15 protein-coding genes are annotated in these 19,273 nt (G+C 52.0%); 11 read left to right on the top strand and 4 right to left on the bottom strand.

Features of this window, described 5'->3' with window-relative positions; translation table 11 throughout:
• Positions 1-147: 147 nt before the first annotated feature.
• Positions 148-2,550: a fibronectin type III domain-containing protein gene (locus ABD949_RS17375; protein WP_345245238.1), complete on the top strand. Its 2,403-nt coding sequence runs from the start codon at positions 148-150 to the stop codon at positions 2,548-2,550.
• A gap of 60 nt (positions 2,551-2,610) precedes the next feature.
• Here the strand turns inward: ABD949_RS17375 and ABD949_RS17380 are convergent, their stop codons facing one another.
• Positions 2,611-3,123, bottom strand: a complete 513-nt coding sequence (locus tag ABD949_RS17380) for a hypothetical protein (protein ID WP_345245240.1) — start codon at positions 3,121-3,123, stop codon at positions 2,611-2,613.
• Between the two features lie 228 nt (positions 3,124-3,351).
• Here ABD949_RS17380 and ABD949_RS17385 point away from each other — a divergent pair, with 228 nt between their 5' ends.
• The 4 genes from ABD949_RS17385 (at position 3,352) to ABD949_RS17400 (ending at position 6,351) form a co-directional block, all read left to right on the top strand.
• Entirely contained in the window at positions 3,352-4,293 is a 942-nt protein-coding gene (locus tag ABD949_RS17385) for an RraA family protein (RefSeq protein WP_425576767.1), read from the top strand.
• Positions 4,294-4,325: 32 nt separating this feature from the next.
• Positions 4,326-5,609 carry a mandelate racemase/muconate lactonizing enzyme family protein gene (locus ABD949_RS17390; protein WP_345245242.1) on the top strand — a complete coding sequence of 428 codons (1,284 nt, stop codon included), beginning with the start codon at positions 4,326-4,328 and terminating at the stop codon, positions 5,607-5,609.
• Between the two features lie 120 nt (positions 5,610-5,729).
• The gene (locus ABD949_RS17395; protein ID WP_345245244.1) at positions 5,730-6,023 is read left to right on the top strand and encodes a nucleotidyltransferase family protein; all 294 of its coding nucleotides are present in this window, start codon (positions 5,730-5,732) and stop codon (positions 6,021-6,023) included.
• Positions 6,016-6,351: a HepT-like ribonuclease domain-containing protein gene (locus ABD949_RS17400; RefSeq protein ID WP_345245246.1), complete on the top strand. Its 336-nt coding sequence runs from the start codon at positions 6,016-6,018 to the stop codon at positions 6,349-6,351. Before ABD949_RS17395 ends, ABD949_RS17400 begins: the two co-directional genes overlap by 8 nt.
• A gap of 53 nt (positions 6,352-6,404) precedes the next feature.
• Here the strand turns inward: ABD949_RS17400 and sufB are convergent, their stop codons facing one another.
• Both sufB and ABD949_RS17410 read right to left on the bottom strand, forming a co-directional pair.
• Positions 6,405-7,850 carry a Fe-S cluster assembly protein SufB gene (sufB, locus tag ABD949_RS17405; protein ID WP_345245248.1) on the bottom strand — a complete coding sequence of 482 codons (1,446 nt, stop codon included), beginning with the start codon at positions 7,848-7,850 and terminating at the stop codon, positions 6,405-6,407.
• 218 nt (positions 7,851-8,068) lie between these two features.
• On the bottom strand, positions 8,069-8,542 hold the full coding sequence (locus ABD949_RS17410) for an Lrp/AsnC ligand binding domain-containing protein (protein WP_345245250.1): 474 nt from the start codon (positions 8,540-8,542) through the stop codon (positions 8,069-8,071).
• A gap of 428 nt (positions 8,543-8,970) precedes the next feature.
• Between ABD949_RS17410 and ABD949_RS17415 the strand changes: the two genes are divergently transcribed.
• The 6 genes from ABD949_RS17415 (at position 8,971) to ABD949_RS17440 (ending at position 16,520) form a co-directional block, all read left to right on the top strand.
• A complete protein-coding gene (locus ABD949_RS17415) occupies positions 8,971-10,197 on the top strand; it encodes a DUF819 family protein (RefSeq protein WP_345245252.1) in 1,227 nt (408 codons plus the stop codon).
• A 97-nt stretch (positions 10,198-10,294) separates the two neighbouring features.
• On the top strand, positions 10,295-11,818 hold the full coding sequence (locus tag ABD949_RS17420) for a hypothetical protein (protein ID WP_345245254.1): 1,524 nt from the start codon (positions 10,295-10,297) through the stop codon (positions 11,816-11,818).
• Complete coding sequence (locus tag ABD949_RS17425) at positions 11,815-12,351, top strand: YceI family protein (RefSeq protein WP_345245256.1); 537 nt, start codon at positions 11,815-11,817, stop codon at positions 12,349-12,351. The genes ABD949_RS17420 and ABD949_RS17425 overlap by 4 nt, the downstream gene beginning before the upstream one ends.
• Before the next feature lie 191 nt (positions 12,352-12,542).
• The gene (gene lepA, locus ABD949_RS17430) at positions 12,543-14,330 is read left to right on the top strand and encodes a translation elongation factor 4 (protein ID WP_345245258.1); all 1,788 of its coding nucleotides are present in this window, start codon (positions 12,543-12,545) and stop codon (positions 14,328-14,330) included.
• 96 nt (positions 14,331-14,426) lie between these two features.
• Positions 14,427-15,377: an NmrA/HSCARG family protein gene (locus tag ABD949_RS17435; protein WP_345245260.1), complete on the top strand. Its 951-nt coding sequence runs from the start codon at positions 14,427-14,429 to the stop codon at positions 15,375-15,377.
• Between the two features lie 165 nt (positions 15,378-15,542).
• A complete protein-coding gene (locus ABD949_RS17440) occupies positions 15,543-16,520 on the top strand; it encodes a bestrophin family protein (protein ID WP_345245262.1) in 978 nt (325 codons plus the stop codon).
• Here ABD949_RS17440 and ABD949_RS17445 read toward each other — a convergent pair.
• A complete protein-coding gene (locus tag ABD949_RS17445; protein WP_345245264.1) occupies positions 16,515-19,217 on the bottom strand; it encodes a PAS domain-containing sensor histidine kinase in 2,703 nt (900 codons plus the stop codon). The genes ABD949_RS17440 and ABD949_RS17445 overlap by 6 nt on opposite strands.
• Positions 19,218-19,273 lie beyond the last annotated feature (56 nt).

Raw genomic sequence — 19,273 nt, forward strand, 5'->3', positions numbered from 1 at the left:
TAAGTATTTCTGTCCGACCTGCTTAAGTAATTTTCTTGTAAACGTAATGTACTGAAAATTAAAATTTTAAAAGAATTTGTAACTTTCTTTGCCTCAGTGTAAATGATTCATAATTTCGTAAACAGTTAACCTACTTAGCATGATCTTATGAAACACTTATCCTTTGGCCGTGTCTGGTACACGTACTTATTATTAGTTGCTTTAGGCATAGGGGCCGCCAGCCCCGCCTTTGCCCAGAAAGGCGTTGCCAAATGGCTGAATGAAGTTCGCAGCAATCGCTTCTTCCCCCAGGAAGAATTATTTTCGGGAGGCAGTCCCCACCGCCGGAACCAGCAGGTTCTTGAACAGGGAACGGCCCTTCAACTGAATCGGGGTGCCATCAACCGCCTGCTGAACAGCCCGCACCCGGCGCTTACCCTGACAATTCCCGTAGCCGGTGGGCCGGCCATTCAACTGGAGTTAGCCAGAGTTGAAGTAACCACGTCTGATTTCACCGTAGGGACGCGGGGTAATACGCCACAGGAAAATATGGATGTCGACAGAGGGGTTCATTACCGGGGTATTATCAAAGGCAATGCAAACTCACTGGCTGCTATCAGCGTCTTTCGCAATGAAGTATCGGGCATCATTTCCGACGAAACGGGTAACTGGGTCATTGGCCGGATGGATGACGGCTCGGAAGACCATATCCTGTACCAGGAGAAAGACCTGAAGGTGCCGCATAACTTCACCTGTTTTGCCGAAGACAAATCGCCGGTTAATGACAAAGGCGGTCGGGTAGGGGCTACCAGCGGCATTGCCTGCAAGACGGTCACCGTTTACTTTGAGGCTGATTATAAGTTATATCTGGATAAAGGGTCGAGCGTTACCAACGTATCCAACTATGTGAACGGTTTCTTTAACCAGGTCGCTACCCTGTATCAGAATGAAAATATTGATATTCAGATTTCGCAACTCTACATCTGGACCTCAACGGACCCGTATGCCTCGACTACCTCGACAAGTACGGCGCTTACCGCATTCCGCAACCGGATTGGAAGCAATTTTACCGGTAATCTGGCGCACCTGCTGACGACCCGGAGCCTGGGTGGAGGTATTGCTTACCTCGATGTGCTTTGCGCCAAGTCATACGCCCACGGGGTAAGCATGATCTATAACAGCTTCTCGACGTACCCAACCTATTCCTGGACCGTTGAGGTGGTAACGCACGAGTTGGGTCATAATATTGGCTCCAACCACACGCAATGGTGCGGCTGGGTAAGAACGGATGGTACCAAAGGTGCGCTGGATAATTGTTATACAACCGAAGCTGTCAATGGCGTGAGCTGCCCGCCCGGACCAGCGCCAACAAACGGGGGCACTATCATGAGTTATTGCCACCTCACTAGCACGGGTATTAACTTCCAGAATGGATTTGGTCCCGTGCCGGGTAATCTGATCCGCAGCCGGGTACAGAACGCATCCTGCATTGTGTCGGGTGGAAACACGGCCGCCCCAACGGGCCTCGTAACGGCTGATATCACACAGAATTCGGCAACGCTATCCTGGAACCCGGTGCAGGGCGCAGTCAACTACTCGGTTGAATATAAGCTGAGTTCGGCCTCCACCTGGACCAGCGCCGGAACAACCACCTCAACCAGCAGGACCCTTTCAGGATTGACAGCCGGCCAATCCTACAACTGGCGGGTCAAATCCGACTGCTCCGGCTTCTCGACCGCTGTTACATTTACGACGCAGGGAGCGGTTCCCTGTGCAGCGCCTGGTAGTCTGGTTGCCTCTGATCTGACCCATACCTCGGCAACATTGTCGTGGGGGGCTGTTGCGGAGGCTACCAGCTATACGGTTCAGTACAGAATGGGTTCCGCTGCCAGTTGGATTGTCCTGCCTTCGGTTACAGGAACCAGCTACGCCTTAACTGGTCTGTTGGCGACTACTACCTATGACTGGCAGGTGAAGGCCAACTGTTCAGACCTTTCAGTTATAAGTTCATTTACGACAACTGCACCCCCAGCCGCCTGCCAGCCGCCAACAAACCTGGTAGCCACTTCGGCAGGTTCAGGTGCCGTAAATCTAAACTGGGATGCTGTTTCGAGTGCTCAGGTGTATACGGTTCAGTATAAACTCTCTAATGAGAAGAGCTGGACTACTACCATTACGGTTCAGACAAATTCGATAAAACTGAGTGGGCTTAACAGCCGGAAGACCTACAATTGGCGGGTAAAAGCCGATTGCTCCGGCTATTCCGCTCCGGAGTCGTTTTCGCCCTCATCTTTGCCTGCCGGTACTTTATCTCTTTTTAGTACAGATGAGTTTATGATATACCCGAACCCGGCTCAGGATTATATCCAGTTGCGGATCGCCAATGCCGAAGAAGCCGGTGGAAACGCTACGTACCGGATTTTGGACCTGAAAGGCAATGTGAAGCAGGTAATCGGCATCAAGGGGTTTGACCAAAAAGCCGATCTATCATCGTTACCAACGGGCGTATACCTGATCCAGATGACCGGCCGCTCCGGCAAAGTGACGTCAAAGTTGTTTATCAAGGAGTAGTCTTTTAGTATTTTAACAAAAAAGGGGCTGAAGGCCCCTTTTTTGTTGCTTAAAAAATTATCAATGCTCAGCATCGAGCAGTTCGACAAGGTCTCGGTCGATGTTGCAGGACATATATACCCCAATGCGTTGCAGGTAATGCAGTACGGCATCGGCATTGAAGCTGATGGCGTTGTCTCCTTCTTTTTCGGGCCGGCCGTTAAACGCGAACATTTTGCCGTGATCCCACATGGCCAGTACATAGCCGGTTTTATCGAGGTCGCGCAGGCTGATATTGCCCAGGTTCCGGTTCACCACGATCTCCAGGTTACCCGGCTCTTTGGCAAACGCCAGTTGAAACAGTTTTACGCACTCGACATACGTCAGACTGCTGAACTTGCGCAGCAGCAGCTTAAAGTTTTGAATCCGTTCAGGCCCGAGCAGGTGGATATCATCAAGAACAATGGTATCGACCCGGCGCTCAACCCATTCGCTGTCGAGTAGATTTACTTTTTCATAACGGCATTTTGCTCCCCAGTAGGCGGCTACATCGCCAATCTGAAGACGAGTTTGTATAGTTTGTAAGTTGTTCATAAAACGTCAGAGTTAATGCGTTCATACAGTGACGTTCAGGTTTACCCGGTCGGGCATCTTAGGTTAGGTACTTAACGGAGGGTGAAGCCCGATTGTTTAAAAGACGAGCCGATGGATGAAGTTACAAAATCTACTTATTATTTGCGCCTATTGATTGAGTAAAATTATATATTCGTTTCTTTCAATATAGAGCAGATTCTGCATCCCTAAACCACTCTGTAGATTTTTATGAAAGCCTTTGTTTTTACTGCTTCCCTTTTCCTTATGATGGGGCAGACTGTTGCATCGTGGGGACAACAAATTTCCAAAGAAGAACTTATCTTCCTGACGCCCGAATGGAAAGGAGAGCGTTTCGCCGACGGACGTCCTAAAGTACCTGATTCCATTCTGAAGCGGATGAAGCTGGTGACCCACGAAGAAGCCTGGGCCGTTATGAAAGGCGAGGGCTACCGCTACCAATACGCCGAAGGCTGGCAATGTTTGATTAACCCGGATAGTGTACTGGTAGGTCGGGCCGTAACGGCGACGTTCATACCGGGCCGTCCGGATATTCATAATGCGATTGATGCCCGCGGAAAAAAAGCCGGTAAAAGAGGCCAGAACTCCTGGCCGGTGGATCTACTGGTAAAAGGCGATGTGTACGTGGTGGATCAGTTTGGCGCCCATAACGATGGCCCCACCATTGGCGATAACGTGGGTAACGCTATTTTTGCCAAGTCGGGGAACGGGATTGTCTACGATGGGGCTGTCCGCGATATCGGTGGCTTAAAAGAGTTAAAATCCTTTACGTCTTTTATCACCAGCTATCATCCGTCGCACCATAATCCGCAGGGTGATCTAAATACGATGTTAGTTGGGATCAACCATCCAACACGCATTAAGCAGGCTACCGTTATGGCCGGCGATGTGGTACTGGGGCGCGATGGGGCTGTTGCGTTTATTCCGGCTCACTTAGCCGAAAAAGTAGTAAAAACCTCGGAGATTGTTCGGTTGCGCGATATGTTCGGCCACGAGCGGTTGCGCGAGGGCAAGTATACCGCCGGCCAGATTGATGCCCGTTGGTCTGCCGATATTGAAAAAGATTTCTCGCAGTGGCTCAACGCCCATATCGACGAGTTGCCTGTACCGAAAGAGCAGATTCAGGAGCTTCTGAAAACCCGTACCTGGTAATCGAACCCCTTCCCTAAACCCGATCAACCATAATGTCAAGCACAACTTCCAGACGCTCTTTCCTGACCAAGAGCGCTATTGCCAGTGTATTTAGTGCTACGTCGCTGTCCACCTTTGGCGAGGGGCTGGAGCAGGCGGTCGAGCGCACGCCCTTATCGTCCAGCCCATCAGATCTTAAAATTACGGATATCAAATGCGGGTACATCCGCAATGGTCATAGTCTGTTCGTCAAAGTGCATACCAACCAGGGTATCTGGGGGTGCGGAGAAGCCGTTGATGCTACGCCGGGAACTTATCACCTGGTGAAGATGATGGGTGAGCGGATTAAGAATAAGAGTCCGCTGAATGTGAACCGGCTGTTTGAAGATATACGGCGGTCGGGTTTTTTCGAAGGTGCGCAGGCGGGGATGTACATTGCCGTGTTATCGGCGGTTGAGACGGCTTTGTGGGATCTGGTCGGTAAAGCTCTGGGGTTACCGGTGTACCAGCTCCTGGGTGGCAAGTACCGCGACCGAATTCGGGTTTACTGCGATACGGGTACCTACCGCGATACCGATAAAAGCACCGACAACTTTGCGCAGAGCGCCCGCGAGGCTGTCAAGATGGGCTTCAACGCCGTTAAATACGACATTGACGAGGCAGGCGACCCGAGCAAATACGACCGCTATAACTGGACGGCCAGCCCCGGCGAACTGGAGCGGATGTATAACCAGATTGCCGCCGTGCGGAAGGCGGTCGGCCCTAAAGTTGACATTTGCGTAGACATGCACGGCCGCTACGACATGACTACCGGTAAACGCGTCGCCAAGATGATGGAGCCGCTGAACCTGATGTTCCTGGAAGAGCCGATCCCCGCCGAGAATGTGGAGGCTTACAAGATCATCTCTGAGTCGACCAGTACACCGATTTGTGCCGGTGAGAACCATTACCTGGCGCACGGATTCCGCCGGATGCTGGAAATTGGGGCAGTAGACATTATCATGCCCGACTTACAGAAAGCGGGAGGCTTGGGCGAAGGCCAGCGGATAGCCAACCTGGCCAATTTGTACTATGTGCCGTTTGCTCCGCACATGGTGGCCTCGTACCTGGGAGCCATGGCCTCCAGCCACGTTTGCGCGTCGGTGCCGAACTTCATGATTCTGGAGTGGCAGATCTACTTCCACGAAGATCCCATGTTCAAGGAGATCGTTAAGTTCGATGGGCCAATGGTCAAAGACGGCTTTATCCCGCTCTCGGAGAAACCCGGCATCGGCGTGGAGATTAACGAAGAAGGCATGCGTAAGTACGCGCCGAAGGATGTGCCGTTCTTTGTGTAGGTTTTTCTGTTATGTGGGCCCAGGCCGGCGTAAAGCTGCCGGCCTGGGCATTTTTATGGATAAACAGCAAAGGAAAATGTAACTTTACAATTAAGAACGCTGTTCAATGCTTTACTGGTTATGTTGACTCTGAAAGACATTATTGAAACCTTGCAGCAGCATAAAGCTGTGCTTCAGGAGAAATACGGCATCGTCGCATTAGCCGTATTTGGTTCTTTTGTCCGGGGAGAGCAGACCCCTGAAAGCGATATTGATATTTTAATTGAACAGGGGCAACCGTCACTTGGCTGGAATTATTTTGCCTTAGCCTATGAGCTAAATACCATTTTACAGCATAAAACAGATATGATTACCAGAGACGCTATCAAGCCCAGGTATTATGATGCTATAAAAAAGGAATTGGTATATGTCTAAACGCCTACCAACTCTGCTTATCGAAGATATGCTGGAGAGTATCGAAAAGATAGAGCGTTACACAGGAGGGATGAGTTTTGATAACTTTTCAGAGGACGAACGGACAATAGATGCCGTAGTGCGCAATTTTGAGATAATCGGTGAAGCTTGCCGGCAATTACCTCAGGAATTTAAGGCTGTACATACTACGATACCCTGGCGAGAAATAGCCGATTTTCGAAACCTCCTGATTCACGACTATTTCGGTGTTAGTCTCCCGGTAGTTTGGAATATAGTTACGCAAAACCTGCCGGATTTAAAACGACAACTAGCTTTCCTTAAAACGTAAAAAGCCCCTACGTTTCCGCAGAGGCTTAAATATAGTAAAACTCTTCTGTTCAATTAACCCACCGAACCCTCCAGGCTGATCTCCAGCAGTTTCTGGGCTTCAACGGCAAACTCCATCGGGAGTTGATTCAAGACTTCCTTGGCATAACCGTTAATGATGAGCGCTACGGCCTGCTCAGTAGGAATACCACGCTGGTTGCAGTAGAACAACTGGTCTTCGCCAATTTTGGACGTTGTAGCCTCGTGTTCAACCGTAGCGTTCGGGTTGTTCACCTCGATGTACGGGAACGTATGGGCTCCGCATTTATCGCCAAGCAGGAGGGAGTCACACTGCGAGAAGTTCCGGGCGTTGTCGGCCCGCTTAAACACCTGCACCAGTCCGCGGTAAGAGTTCTGGCTCTTACCGGCCGAAATACCTTTCGATACAATGCGGCTCTTGGTATTCTTGCCGATGTGAATCATCTTGGTCCCCGTGTCGGCCTGCTGCATGTTGTTGGTAACTGCTACCGAGTAAAACTCGCCGATGGAGTTATCACCCTTCAGGATCACCGATGGGTATTTCCAGGTGATAGACGAACCCGTCTCTACCTGCGTCCACGAAATCTTCGAATTCGGGCCGTCGCAGATACCACGCTTGGTGACAAAATTGTATATACCGCCACGGCCTTCTTTATCGCCGGGGTACCAGTTCTGCACCGTCGAGTACTTGATCTCGGCATCGGCCATAGCGACCAGTTCCACCACGGCCGCGTGCAGCTGATTTTCGTCGCGCATCGGAGCGGTACAGCCTTCCAGGTAGCTTACGTAACTGCCGGCATCGGCCACGATCAGCGTCCGCTCAAACTGACCCGTACCGGCTGCGTTGATCCGGAAATAGGTCGACAGTTCCATCGGGCAGCGTACACCTTTCGGAATGTAGCAAAATGAGCCGTCAGAAAATACCGCCGAGTTCAGGGCGGCAAAATAATTGTCTTTGGGCGGCACCACCGAACCGAGGTATTTCTTCACCAGCTCGGGGTGTTCCTGAACAGCCTCGGTCATGGAGCAGAAAATAATGCCCAGGTCCATCAGCTTATCTTTAAAGGTAGTCGCAATAGACACCGAGTCGATCACGGCGTCGACGGCCACGCCGGCCAGCCGCTCCTGCTCTTTTAGGGAGATACCCAGCCGCTCAAACGTGTCGCGCAGTTCGGGATCAATATCGTCCAAGGACTTTACTTCTTTCTTTTGTTTGGGAGCCGAGTAGTAGATAATATCCTGATAGTCGATCTTTGGATAGGTTACATTCGGCCAGTGGGGTTCGGTCATCTCCTGCCAATACCGGAACGACTTCAGACGCCATTCCAGCATCCAGGCGGGTTCGTTCTTCTTCGCCGAGATGAAGCGGACTGTATCTTCGTTCAATCCTTTCGGAGCTTCATCCGCTTCGATCAGCGTTTCAAACCCGTATTTGTATTCCGAATTGGTGATGCTCTCTAAGATTTCAACGTCCTTGCTCATAAATTAGGTAAGTCGGATGGTTTCTTTACCGTGCTGTCGTAAAGGATTAACAAGTAATAAGGTGGCTACGTTCCGGTCTGATCGGCAAATATCGCAAAAAAGGTAATGCAGGGCCCGTTCGTCCTGTTATCCTGCCGGTGCAGGCGGGCACAGGCTCGGAATCAGGTCCGCTTCCTCAAAAACTAAAACAATTGGAAAGTGTTTGCCCTGGGCGGGCGTTAGTCGCCACTGCCGAAGGGGATAGGCCGGGCAATGCGTTCTTCCAGGGAGATAAACGTCTCCGTGCGCTGAATGCCACCCACCCGCTGGATTTTGTCGTGCAATACCTCCCGTAGGTGTTCGGTGTCGCGGCAGACGATCTTGGCAAAGATGCTGTAGATGCCGGTGGTGTAGTGAATGTTAACAACCTCGGGAATTTTTTCCAGCTCCGAGGCTACCTCCTCGTAAAGCGAACTTTTGTCGAGGTAGATACCCAGAAACGCGCTGATGTCCCAACCGAGCCGGGTATGGTCGATCACCAGTTGCGAGCCGCGGACAATGCCCATCTGCTCCATTTTCTTCATGCGCACGTGAACGGTGCCGCCCGAAACAAAAATTCGCTTGCCGATTTCAGTGTACGCCATATTGGCATCCTGCATCAGCAGGTTCAGTATTTTCAGGTCGACATTGTCAATTTCTAAATTTTTGTCCATTTTTTAAAGACCTGTTTCGATGAATGCCAACAAAAGTAGTGTAATTTTGAATAAAGCATAAATTTTAAGAATTTTTTATGAGAAATTTGCAAAGAATAGCCAAATGGTTTTAACTTTGCATTGTCAAGTTGATCAAGTAGGTCAGCGACGAGGTCAACTTGATACCGGCTCGCCGGTCCGTTTTTCTCACACTGTAGGATGTCGAAATTGGCAGACGTGCCCTCCTGTCTCGGGGGTGGTGAGTTCGGGATAAACACAGCATAATGCCCGCTTAGGCGGACTGGGGTTGACCACCAGGATTTTGTGCTGCGGCTAACCGCACCGTGGGTGGTTCGAGTCCCCCTCCTACAGCAATTTGGTTTTTAGTTTGTTGATGAAGTGTAATTATAAACACGCCGGTCCAAGTTGAGGTCGGCGTTTGTTTTTTTATGTCTGATCCAATAACCCTCGGTGTCCTCTTCGTTATCCTGGCGGCCGTGTTTGTTACGGCCCAGAGCGCCCGGCCGTTCTGGCAGCGCTTTTATCAATACGTTCCCACCACGCTTCTCTGCTATTTCATCCCGTCGTTGCTGAATACCTTCGGGCTGGTCGATGGCGATAATACGGGGCTGTACCCGGTTGTCTCCCGAATTCTGCTGCCGGCCAGTCTGGTGCTGTTTACGCTCAGTATAGATTTACACGCCTTCCGGCGGCTGGGTAAGAAGTCGGTGCTGATGTTTGTGGCTGGTGCCTTGAGTGTGATGCTGGGTGGGCCGCTGGCGGTCTGGCTGGTGTCGCTGTTTGCGCCCGAACTGGTAGGCGGGCAGGGGCCCGATGCCGTCTGGCGCGGACTGGCTACCCTGGCCGGCACCTGGATCGGGGGTGGTGCGAATCAGACCGCCCTGAAAGAAGTGTTTCAGCCCAGCAATGCCTTGTTTTCGGCCATTGTCACTGTCGACGTGATGGTTGGTAATCTCTGGCTCGCCTTTCTGTTATACGGAGCCAGTAAGTCGACCGTAGTCGACAAATGGCTCAGGGCCGACGCCAGCGCGGTTGAAGAGGTGAAGGAACGGGTGCAGCAGGAAGCCGAAGCCATCCGGCGCATTCCAACATTAACCGACTTTATGGTGATTATGGCGGTAGCTTTTGGTGCTACGGCTCTGGCGCACGCCATGGGCAACCAGATCGGCCCCTGGATTGAAGTCAATTACCCGGCCCTGAACCAGTTCAGTCTCAATGCACCTTTTTTCTGGATCGTTGGGCTGGCCACGGCCATCGGTGTGGGGTTGTCATTCACCCCGGTGCGGAACCTGGAAGGGGCCGGCGCTTCCAAGATAGCCAATGTGTTTCTGTACTTGATGATTGCCACCATAGGCCTAAAGATGAACATCCTGTCTATCGCCGACCACCCGGGTCTGATGCTGGTGGGAGCGATCTGGATGCTGTTTCACGCCCTGCTGATGATTGGCTTCAGCCGGCTGATCCGGGCTCCGTTCTTCTTTCTGGCAGTCGGCAGTCAGTCGTGCATCGGCGGACCAGCCTCGGCCCCCATTGTGGCGGCTGCCTTTCATCCAGTGCTGGCTCCGGTGGGTGTGCTGATGGCGATTCTGGGCTATGCCGCCGGGACCTACATGGGGTACCTGTCGGGGATCATGATGCAACTGGTATCGCCCTGACAAAATCGTACCGGGAACCGTTTACCGAATAATCAAAACATAACCAGCTTAACAGGTAAAAGTGCTACCTTTCAGTAGCTTACCTGGCGAGCAAGTTATGAAACAAATCTCCTTTACTCTTCTTCTGGCCGTTGTGGCCGGGTTGTTTGCCTACACAACGCAGCCTGCTGGTGAAAAAGCGCTGCTTTCGGTGCCGTTTACGCCAGAGATTCCCCGGACGTGGGACAGTACGGCGCTGGCCGACTACGAACTGCCGCTGGCGACCCCCAAAGCCTCACCCAAAAACGTTTCTCCGGACTATTATTACCAGATGCCGGAGATGGTCATCTACAAGAGCTATCCCATCTACGCACCCGGCCGGGAGCCGAAGGGTTACTGGGAGTGGCTCCATCAACAGGAGCCGGAAGTTGTTTTTGATCCGGCTAAACTGAAAACCGAAGAAGACTGGATAAAGGCCGGCGAACTCGTGTTTGATGCGCCAACGGATACCTCCGGGGTATTTACCGCTCGTGAAGTTCGTGATCCGGCCATGTACGCGTACACGAAAATGCCGCTTACCAAAGACGGTATTATGCCGTTTGCGCGGTATGTAGTCCCCAAAAAAGGGCTGGTGGTGGTCAGTGGCCTGGGTTGTGTTATGTGCCACACACGCGTTTTGCCCGACGGATCGGTCATCAAAGGGGCCCAGGGCAACCAGCCGGATTCGAAGCGGGTAGCTTTTGCGTACCGGAATTACAATGTCCCCGAACCCGCTGCCCAGGGATTTATCCGGGCCCTGATGTCGGCTCCGTGGTTGGCCGACGATCCTCATACGCAGTTGAGTAAACAACCCAAAGCAGTTATTGCCGATGCGCTGGATGCCATGCCGCCGGGAACCATGCTGCGGGAAGGCGCCGGTGTGTTGTTTCCCCCGCAGATTCCCAACCTGATTGGGGTGAAAGATAGAAAATACCTGGACCATAGCGGCATAAACCGCCACCGGAACATCGGTGACCTGATGCGGTACGCGGCCCTGAATCAGTCGGTGAACATGATCGCCAGTTACGACGGATTTGTCCCCGGCGGCAAAGGCTTTAAAGAGGTGCCCGATCCGAAAAAAGGCCTTCGGTACAGCGAAGCCCAGTTGTATGCCCTGGCCAGATACATCTACTCGCTTGAGCATCCGGCGAATCCCAACAAACCCACTGCCCTTTCCAAACACGGCGAACTCATCTTTGCCGAACAAGGCTGCGTCACCTGTCATACACCCCCGGCTTTTACCAATAATATGCTGACGCCGGTGGATGGCTTTACCGTGCCGGACGAACACCGGAAGAAGTACGACATCTTTGACATTTCCATCGGTACCGACCCCAACTATACGATGAAAACCCGGCGTGGCACCGGCTATTACAAAGTGCCGTCTCTCAAAGGGCTCTGGTATCGCGGACCATTCCTGCACGACGGCTCCTTGGCCAATCTGGAAGACCTGATCGATCCCCGGCGGCTGCGTGACGATTACGTGCCGACCGGCTTTAAAGGCGCGGGTGTTACGCACCGGGCGGTGCGCGGGCATGAGTTTGGGATGGAACTGCCGGAAAACGACCGTAAGGCGTTGCTGGCTTATCTGAAGACATTATGAAACTATTGCCTGCCCTGTTGCTCCTGCTCGCCTTTGCCTGGTCCGGCGGCCGGACAGAGATCGAAAACTCCGCTGTATCCTTCCAGATTCAGAATGCCGGCATTACCGTTAACGGTACGCTGGAAGAGCTGGAAGCGGATATTACCTTTGACCCCAACCAACTAGGTAACGCTGATATCCGGGCGTCAGTGCCGGTCAGTAGCATCCGGACCGGTATTTCGCTGCGCGATAAGCACCTGCAACGGCCCGATTATTTTCAGGCCGACAAGTACCCCCGGATCGAACTGGCGTCTAAAGTTGTCCGGAAGACCGGCCGTAATAAATACGAAGGGGTATTTGCCCTGACCATGAAAGGTATTGAACGCGACGTGACCATTCCCTTCACGGTATCATCGGCCAATGAGTTTACCGGCAGCTTCCGCGTCAACCGGCTCGATTTTGGGCTGGGACAGGAGAGTCTGGTGCTGGCTGATGAGGTAGCGATCCAGATTCGGGTAAAGCTGAAGGAGTCCATGCCGGTATCGGTCAGGTAACGTCGCGGCCAGCACCGAGGTGTCCGGTGCGCCGGCATGGGACCACCTTGCTGGCCTTTCTGCTTTCTTAAGGTGCCTGTGACAGGTCGGCAGGGATGCTGGCCGGGACAGAGCGCAGAAACGTTACGGTAATCCGCACTTTTTTAAGTAAATTTGTGGTTTACAAGAAAAGAGACAACCGTTACCATAACGTGAAGCATATCCGCAATTTTTGCATCATTGCCCATATTGACCATGGCAAAAGTACGTTAGCCGACCGCCTGCTGGAGTTTACCAAAACGGTTTCTGACCGGGACATGCAGGCGCAGCTACTGGACGATATGGATCTGGAGCGGGAGCGAGGCATTACCATCAAGAGCCACGCCATCCAGATGAACTATACGTACAAAGGCGAAACCTACACGCTGAACCTCATTGACACCCCCGGTCACGTTGACTTTTCCTACGAAGTATCCCGGTCCATTGCCGCCTGCGAAGGGGCACTGCTGCTGGTGGATGCGTCGCAGGGAACGGAAGCCCAGACGATCTCGAACCTGTACCTGGCCATGAACAATGATCTGGTGATCATTCCGGTACTGAATAAGATCGACCTGCCCGGCGCCATGCCCGAAGAGGTGAAGGACGAGATGGTAGACCTTATCGGCTGCGAGCGCGACGAGATCATTCCGGCCAGCGGGAAAGAAGGTATCGGTATCGAAGAAATTCTGAACGCCATTGTGGAGCGGATACCGCCCCCGACCGGCGATCCCAACGGTAAACTCCAGGCCCTGATCTTCGACTCGGTGTTTAACTCTTACCGGGGTATCGAAGTAATTTTCCGCGTGGTAAACGGCCGAATCCGCAAAGGCGATCGGGTGAAGTTTATGGCGGCCGGTACCGAATACAACGCCGACGAAATTGGTACGCTCCGGCTCGGTAAAGAACCCAAGGAGGTGATTGAGTGCGGGGATGTAGGGTATCTGATCTCCGGAATTAAAGTAGCAAAAGAAGTTAAGGTAGGGGATACCATAACGCATACCTTAAGTCCGGCCGACAAGCCAATTCAGGGTTTTGAGGACGTAAAGCCAATGGTATTTGCCGGTATTTATCCGGTCGAGACTAGCGAGTTCGAAGACCTACGCGAAGCGATGGAAAAACTCCAGCTCAACGATGCCGCTCTGGTCTGGGAACCCGAAACATCGGCTGCCCTGGGCTTCGGTTTCCGGTGTGGCTTCCTGGGTATGCTGCATATGGAGATTGTGCAGGAGCGGCTGGAACGTGAGTTCGACATGACGGTTATTACCACCGTGCCATCCGTGCGGTTTGAGGTGATTACCACCAAAGGTGAGACGCTTCAGGTATCGGCCCCGGCCGATATGCCCGACCCCAGCACGATCGATTGGATTGAGGAGCCATTCATTAAAGCGCAGATTATTTCTAAATCCGAATATGTAGGCGCTATTATGGGCTTGTGTATGGATAAGCGCAGTATTCTGAAAAACCAGGTCTACCTGACGTCAGATCGCGTCGAACTTCAGTTTGAGATGCCGCTGGCCGAAGTTGTATTTGATTTCTTCGATAAGCTCAAAACGATCTCTCGCGGCTATGCTTCTCTCGATTATGAGTTCCTGGGCAACCGGGAATCCACGATGGTGAAGCTGGACATTATGCTCAACGGTGACCGGGTCGATGCACTTTCGGCCATTGTCCACCGTGACAAGGCCTATGAGTGGGGCAAGAAACTATGCGAAAAGTTGCGCGAATTATTGCCGCGTCAGCAGTTCGAGATTGCTATTCAGGCGGCTATCGGGCAGAAGATCATTGCCCGCGAAACCGTGAAAGCCCTTCGTAAAGACGTTTTGGCCAAATGTTACGGTGGTGACATTTCGCGGAAGCGGAAGCTGCTGGAGAAGCAGAAGAAAGGAAAGAAACGGATGCGCCAGGTGGGCAACGTCGAGATTCCGCAGGAAGCCTTTATGGCGGTTTTGAAAATTAGTTAATTAGTTGACAAAGGGTCAATTATTGTCATAACTTGAGGACCCCGTCCAAACCTGGACGGGGCCTCTTGTTTTTAAACCAATTGAACCTACATTTCCATGTCAGAAAAAAAGATCATTGCCGTTTTCGGTGCCACCGGTGCCCAGGGTGGTGGCGTAGCCAGAGCTATTCTTAATGATAAAAACAGTGAATTTGCCGTTCGGGCTGTTACCCGGGATGTAAACTCGGATAAGGCGAAAGAACTGGCCCAACTGGGCGCTGAGGTTGTACAGGCCGACATTGACGATAAAGAGAGTTTGCGCCGGGCGCTCGACGGAGCGTATGGTGCTTTTTTTGTTACATTTTTCTGGGCTCACTTCTCACCCGAGCGGGAGTATAACGAAGCCCGCGATATGGCCGAGGCAGCAAAAGAGGCCGGATTGAAGCACGTAATCTGGTCGACGCTGGAGGATACCCGCCAGTGGATTCCGCTGGACGACGACCGGATGCCAACGCTACAGGGCAAATACAAAGTGCCGCACTTCGACGCCAAGGGAGAAGCCGATCAGCTATTTAATGAACTGGGGGTCCCCACTACGTTTCTTCGGGCGTCTTTCTACTGGGAGAACTTCATTTACTTCGGTGCCGGACCGAAGAAAGGCGACGACGGTAAGCTGTACCTGACCCTGCCGATCGACGACAAAAAAATGGCTGGGGTGGCTTCAGAGGACATTGGCAAATGCGCCTACGAAATCTTCCGGCGGGGACCGGAACTGATTGGCAAGACCATCGGTGTGGCCGGTGATCAGCTAACGGGTCAGGAAATGGCTGCGAAACTGTCGACGGCTATGGGGCAGGATGTCGTTTACAACTACGTAACGCCGGAGGTGTACCGGGGCTTTGGCTTTCCGGGGGCCGACGATATGGGTAATATGTTTCAGTTCTACCGCGACTTTGACGATGTCTGCAACAGCGTCCGGGATGTGTCATACTCTAGGGAGCTGAACCCCGAATTGCAGTCCTTTGATAAATGGCTGGAGCAGAACGCCCAGCGTATTCCGGTGGATTAAGAAAGCGTAAAAACTGTCGATATTGCTAATCGGCTGATCGTTCATCAATTGATGCCCTGCTGGAAAGTTCAGCGGGGCTTTTTTTGTTTTAACGACGGTCACTATATTGCTGCTTTCTTATCGTTTTACGCTACACCCACCATGCACGCCGGTAAAAAGTATAACTTGCTTGAGTTTGTTTACTGGACCCGTCGGGATGTTTACAAACTCCTGATTTTGGCCACTATCCCAACGGTTCTCTATCATTTTTTTGACTTTACCTTTCTGGCTCTACCCTGGGTACCTGTTGGACTAATGGGAACCGCCGTTGCCTTCATTGTCGGGTTTAAGAATAATGCCAACTACAACCGCCTGTGGGAAGCCCGGCAGATTTACGGCGGTATTGTTAATAACAGCCGGTCATTTGGGGTAATGGTGCGTGATTTTCTGCCAACCGCCAGCGAACAGGCTATTCAGCAGCTATTTTACCGGCATTTTGCCTGGCTTACAGCGCTGCGTTTCCAGTTGCGGGAGCCACGGGTCTGGGAAACCCTCGACGAGCCAGATGGTATTGACTTTCAGCATTGGTATACCATCCCCGAACGGGAGAGTAAACTTGATGTAGAGCTGAAGTCCTACCTCTCGGTGGAAGATCTCGCTTATGTCCTCAAGAAAAAAAACCGGGCTACGCAGCTCATGGCGCTTCAATCGAAGCACATTAATGCCCTGGGCAGCGAACTGAATGATTTTCAGCTTATGCAGCTGCAAACGGCCGTTACAGGCTTTTATGATCTTCAGGGACGGGCCGAGCGGATCAAAAATTTTCCCTACCCGCGTAACTTTTCTTCGGTGGCTACCTACCTGCTGTACCTGTTTGTGCTGCTGGTGCCTTTCGGACTGCTCAAAGAGTTCAACGCGATCGGACAAGGTACCTTTCTGGAAGGCTATTCGGTCTGGTTCAATATTCCCTTTGCTACCTTGCTGAGCTGGGTATTTGTGGCGCTGGAACGCGTCGGCGAAAGCAGCGCCAATCCGTTTGAAGGGGGAGCTAACGATGTTCCCATCACCAACATTTCGCGGATGATTGAAATTGATATGCGCGATATGCTGGACGAGACGGATCTGCCCGCTCCTATCACGGCCGTCCGAAATATTTTATTATAACTGGGTTTTTATCTGCCTCCGGGGGAGGAGCACCGTGAAGACGGATCCTTGTCCGGCTACGGAACTGGCCAGTATTTTACCCTTGTGGTTTTCGACAATCTTCCGGCAGATCGACAGGCCCATGCCATTGCCCGAGTAATCATTTCTGTCGTTCAGCCGTTGGAACACAGTAAATATTTTTTCGGCAAATTCCTGCCGGAAACCAATGCCGTTATCGGTGATGTCAATCCGATAGTAGCTGTCAGGACCTGAAAGGCCGTAAGATTGCTTTTCGGCCTCAGTCAGGTTCGTGGTTTTTAGCTGGATGCGGGCTGGCACTCCGGGTTTGCTGAACTTTAACGCATTGTTGACCAGGTTGTAGAAAAGCTGATTGATCTGAACCGGTATACCTTGTATGGCAGGAAGTTTGTCGGCCTGGATGATTGCTTTTTTCTCCTGAATCAGCAGTTCCGTATCCTCTTTGATGTGTTGTAACACCTGATTGAGATTCACGTCCTTGTATTGACGCTCCGGGTTGGAGAGCATGGAGTAGTTCAGCAAGTCAGACAATAAGCCGGACATCCGGTTTGCCGACACCCAAACCTTGTATAAGTATCCCGCTAACTGGGTATTGGCAGGATCGGCTTCCTGCTGGGCTAGTCCGGTAAATATCTGGATTTTGCGAAGGGGTTCTTTCAGGTCATGACTGGAGACGTACGTGAACTGCTGGAGTTCGTCGTTCACGCGTAGCAGTTCGGCCGTGCGTTCCTGCACCCGGCGCTCCAGTTCCGCTTCCATGGTTTTCCGTTCGGTTATATCACGGCTTACAGTGGCCATGACCGACGGCTCTTCCTGACCGTTGTGAATGATAAACACGCTGTAGATCACCCAAACCGGTTGATTCGTCTGAAAGTGGCGGAACCGGATCTCTACTTCACCGTGGCCGTCGCGTTTCACCTGCGGGAAGAAATGATCGTTCAGATAGGCGTGATCTTCCGGAAAGAAGCAGTCCCATAAACTCGCATCCTGGATGTTACCTTCAATTCCCAGCATGTCAATACCGGCTTTGTTGACATAGAGCGTTTTCAGATTCATATCGCACATGCCGATAAAGTCGCGGCTGTAGTGCGACAGCGACAGAAACTTCTCCCGTTCTTCTTCCACTACCTTCGCCTGGGTAATGTCCTGCACAATACCGATTATCTTATACGGCTGCTGTTCATCGTCAAAATACACCTGCCCGAAAATCTGCAGCCAGGTCAGTGAGCCGTCCCGGCGGTTAATCCGGCATTCGTATTCCAGCTTTCCGGTTGTCAGTGACAACGCATGCGCTTTTTTACGTTGCGGCATGTCATCCGGATGAATTTGCGACACATAATCAAACTGGCCGCCGGTGGTGTTTACGTCAAACAATTCATTAAACCGGGGCGATGGAATTACTTCCCGGGTGAGCAGATTGACCTCGTAGGTTCCCAGTTTAGCCGAGTCCACCGCCAGCCGGGCTCTATCCGCCACTTCTTTGATCAGATGCCGGGATTCGACCTGCTGGGTGATATCGATGGCCGTCACCAGTACACTGTGCGCTTTGCCGTTTTCGTCCAGCAGCGGCTCGTACACAAAATTGACGTACAGGGTCTCCGGTTTTCCCTTTCGGATCAGAAATACCTCGTGTTCATACCCGAAATAAGGCTGGCCGGATTCTTTTACCCCACTCAGCAGCCGGTCAAATCCCTGCGCTTTGGCTTCCGGCAGAATGTCCCAGATGGGTCGGTGCAGGTCATCTTCCCGTTTCCGGCCAATAAGCTCCAGGTACTGGTCGTTGGCAACTTCCATGATGAAGTCGTCACCGGTCAGCAGGCAGATCCCAACCGGAGCCTGCATAATCAGGTTCCTGAAATTCTTTTCGCTTTCTTCCAGCCTGCGTTTTGTCTTAACCTGCTCGGTTACGTCGATGGCCATGTTCAGAATGCCATAGACCTTGCCTTCGGTATCGCGCAGGGGTTTGTAGCTGAAGTTGAAATAAAACGTCTGTAACACGCCATCGACAACCAGATCGCCCCGGTCTTCCGACGCCTGGTACATGGTACCGCTGGTGTAAACACCTTCGAGCAGATCAGAAAAGGGCTGACCTTCCAGTTCTGGCAGGGCTTCGCTCACCGTTCGGCCGATAACGGTTTTGTCTTTGCCCCAGAGCTTAATCATCGCGTCGTTGGCCCACTGAATTTTCATCTCCCGGCCAACATAGATCGCAGTTGCTACCGGGGCTTCCTGCACTAGGTTCCGGAAGCGCTTCTCGCTATCGTCCAGTTCTTTCCGGGTCGCCAGTTCTGGGCGCAGGTCGCGGAGGGTAAGCGCCCGGGAGATAACCTGCCTGGTAATTGGATCATGCACCAACGCATAGTTGCCATAGCAGGGGATTTCTTCACCGGTTTGCTGGTGTTTGATCCGGACCAGGCCAGACCAGTGGCCTTCCTGCGTAAGCGTGGGAATGATTTCATGTTTTACCACCCGGAACTGTTCATCGGAGTAGAAGTCCTGAATGTGGAAAGGATTGATGTCCTGTTCTGGTGCTAAACCCACCAACGTCCGGCCGGCGGCATTCATATAGGTCATCTGGCTGTCGATTGAGGCCATAGACATATAGTCTTTGGCCTGCTCGACCAGATGCTGTAGTATTTCCCGCCGTTGATAGGGGGTATTTTGAACTTCCTTTGTCATTGATAAACAAAACTTGCCGGGGATCAGACCGATTGAAAGTAAAAGTATCTGATTCT

This window comes from Nibrella saemangeumensis (genome assembly GCF_039541915.1).
GTDB lineage: Bacteria > Bacteroidota > Bacteroidia > Cytophagales > Spirosomataceae > Nibrella > Nibrella saemangeumensis.

Excerpts from the sequence above, each read along its gene's own strand:
- ABD949_RS17420 (WP_345245254.1), top strand. The coding sequence starts at position 10,295 with ATGAAACAAATCTCCTTTACTCTTCTTCTGGCCGTTGTGGCCGGGTTG.
- ABD949_RS17415 (WP_345245252.1), top strand. The coding sequence starts at position 8,971 with ATGTCTGATCCAATAACCCTCGGTGTCCTCTTCGTTATCCTGGCGGCC.
- ABD949_RS17375 (WP_345245238.1), top strand. The coding sequence starts at position 148 with ATGAAACACTTATCCTTTGGCCGTGTCTGGTACACGTACTTATTATTA.
- ABD949_RS17385 (WP_425576767.1), top strand. The coding sequence starts at position 3,352 with ATGAAAGCCTTTGTTTTTACTGCTTCCCTTTTCCTTATGATGGGGCAG.
- ABD949_RS17425 (WP_345245256.1), top strand. The coding sequence starts at position 11,815 with ATGAAACTATTGCCTGCCCTGTTGCTCCTGCTCGCCTTTGCCTGGTCC.
- ABD949_RS17395 (WP_345245244.1), top strand. The coding sequence starts at position 5,730 with ATGTTGACTCTGAAAGACATTATTGAAACCTTGCAGCAGCATAAAGCT.
- ABD949_RS17390 (WP_345245242.1), top strand. The coding sequence starts at position 4,326 with ATGTCAAGCACAACTTCCAGACGCTCTTTCCTGACCAAGAGCGCTATT.
- ABD949_RS17435 (WP_345245260.1), top strand. The coding sequence starts at position 14,427 with ATGTCAGAAAAAAAGATCATTGCCGTTTTCGGTGCCACCGGTGCCCAG.
- ABD949_RS17380 (WP_345245240.1), bottom strand. The coding sequence starts at position 3,123 with ATGAACAACTTACAAACTATACAAACTCGTCTTCAGATTGGCGATGTA.
- ABD949_RS17445 (WP_345245264.1), bottom strand. The coding sequence starts at position 19,217 with ATGACAAAGGAAGTTCAAAATACCCCCTATCAACGGCGGGAAATACTA.
- ABD949_RS17410 (WP_345245250.1), bottom strand. The coding sequence starts at position 8,542 with ATGGACAAAAATTTAGAAATTGACAATGTCGACCTGAAAATACTGAAC.
- ABD949_RS17400 (WP_345245246.1), top strand. The coding sequence starts at position 6,016 with ATGTCTAAACGCCTACCAACTCTGCTTATCGAAGATATGCTGGAGAGT.
- sufB (WP_345245248.1), bottom strand. The coding sequence starts at position 7,850 with ATGAGCAAGGACGTTGAAATCTTAGAGAGCATCACCAATTCGGAATAC.